The 1,932-nt window shown below is 44.0% G+C and carries 3 protein-coding genes and 1 pseudogene; all 4 read left to right on the forward strand.

The genetic code is table 11. The features are described 5' to 3' along the window. Positions 1-568 (forward strand): aromatic amino acid lyase (locus QZY09_RS11495; protein WP_295672505.1); only part of this gene is annotated, 568 nt, incomplete at its 5' end. After that, entirely contained in the window at positions 565-1,293 is a 729-nt protein-coding gene (gene fabG / locus QZY09_RS11500; protein ID WP_295672507.1) for a 3-oxoacyl-ACP reductase FabG, read from the forward strand. The genes QZY09_RS11495 and fabG, both read left to right, overlap by 4 nt. After that, positions 1,294-1,740, forward strand: coding sequence for a 3-hydroxyacyl-ACP dehydratase (locus QZY09_RS11505; protein WP_295672510.1), 447 nt, complete (start codon positions 1,294-1,296; stop codon positions 1,738-1,740). It begins immediately after the preceding gene. Then, positions 1,733-1,932, forward strand: a pseudogene (locus tag QZY09_RS11510) (hypothetical protein); the annotation flags it as partial. The gene QZY09_RS11505 and the pseudogene QZY09_RS11510, both read left to right, overlap by 8 nt.

Below are 1,932 nucleotides of genomic sequence, written 5' to 3' on the forward strand. Positions count from 1 at the left end.
TGAAAATCAAAATATTTATCATGGTGGCAATTTTCATGGCGATTATGTTTCCCTCGAAATGGATAAGCTGAAGATCGCTATTACCAAATTGTCGATGCTTTCAGAACGGCAGCTGAATTACCTGCTGAACAACAAACTCAACCAAAAACTACCTCCGTTTGTAAATCTCGGCTTACTTGGCCTTAATTTTGGTATGCAGGGGATGCAGTTTACTGCCACTTCAACCGTTGCCGAAAACCAAAGCCTGTCGTTCCCGATGTACGTGCATAGCATCCCAAACAATAACGATAACCAGGATATCGTCAGTATGGGCTGCAATGCGGCGCTGATGACAAAGAGGGTGATTGACAATTCATTTGAAGTACTCGCCATTCAACTCATGACCATTTTGCAGGCGATTGATTACCTGGAATGCCGTAGCAGATTGTCGGCCGTTTCCCGCGCAACGTATGATGAAGTAAGGGAGATCTTCCCCAAATTTATTGAAGACTTGCCAAAATATAAGGATTTGGCCAGCGTGAAGGATTTTTTGGAAACATCGGAACATCTTATAGCGGTCGCCAAATGAAGTGTACTTTAATCACCGGCGGATCAAGGGGCATAGGCAGGGCGATCTGCATCAAAATGGCTGCTTTGGGATATCATATTTTAATCAACTATAAAACCAATAATGACGAAGCTGAAAAAACACTTTCGTTGATCGAACGTGCAGGCGGTACTGCTGAGTTGCTGCAATTTGATGTGGCTGACCGGGAACAGATCCACGCGATCCTTGGTAAATGGATCACGGGTAATACCGAAAATTATATTGAAGTATTGGTAAACAACGCCGGCATAACCGATGACAGCCTGATGGCATGGATGGCTGACGAACAATGGGACAGCGTGTTAAAAACTAACCTTGACAGTTTTTTTTATGTGACCAGGCTGGTTTTAAACAGTATGCTCTCCCGCAAGTATGGCCGTATCGTCAATGTGGTATCCTTGTCGGGTTTAAAAGGGTTAGCCGGGCAAACCAATTATTCAGCAGCAAAGGCAGGGGTCATTGGCGCTACTAAAGCGCTGGCGCAGGAAGTTGGCCGGCAGGGTATCACTGTAAATGCATTGGCGCCCGGCTTCATCAAAACGGATATGACCGCTGATTTGAACGAAAAAGAATTGAATGCCTTCATCCCGGTCAAGCGTTTTGGTTTGCCCGAAGAAGTTGCTTATGCGGCAGCTTTCCTGGCTTCGCCGGAGGCTGCATATATCACCGGCCAGGTACTTTCGGTAAACGGCGGTTTATATTCCTGAATGATGAAGCTGCCAATGGACGATATCCAAGCATTGATTCCGCAAAAGGCTCCATTTGTAATGGTAAGCAAGTTGCTATTTGTTGACGAACAAAGCGCGCAAAGTGAGTTTTTGATCAGGAGCGATAATGTTTTTCTTAAAAATAATTTATTTCAGGAGGCAGGCTTATTAGAAAATATGGCCCAAACGGCTGCGCTGCATGCGGGCTATCTGGCAAAAGTGGAGAACAAACCGGTAGCTGTAGGGTACATCGGGGCCATCAGGGATCTGGAAATATTTAAACTTCCTAGATTGAATGAGGTACTCTATACCGAGATCACGATTGAGAATCAAATTTTTGATGTGACGGTTTTTTCAGGAAAAGTTTGGCATGAAAATGAGTTGCTGGCACAATGCGAAATGAAAGTATTTACAAGCGAAAAACGGAACAAGATAAGCCATGAATAGTTTACCAGCCGATAAGGAGCCGGACGTATTTGTAGTCGCCGATAATATCTTGTCGCCCTTAGGTAGAACAACGGCCCAAAACTTTTCAAAACTTAAACAGCAGATTTCTGGGCTAAAACAGCAGCATGATCTGAATATTTCTGCACAGCCTTTTTATGCTTCACTTTTCCGAAAAGGTGATGTTTATTTAAA

The sequence above is a fragment of the uncultured Mucilaginibacter sp. genome, assembly GCF_903913935.1.
Classification (GTDB): Bacteria; Bacteroidota; Bacteroidia; order Sphingobacteriales; family Sphingobacteriaceae; genus Mucilaginibacter.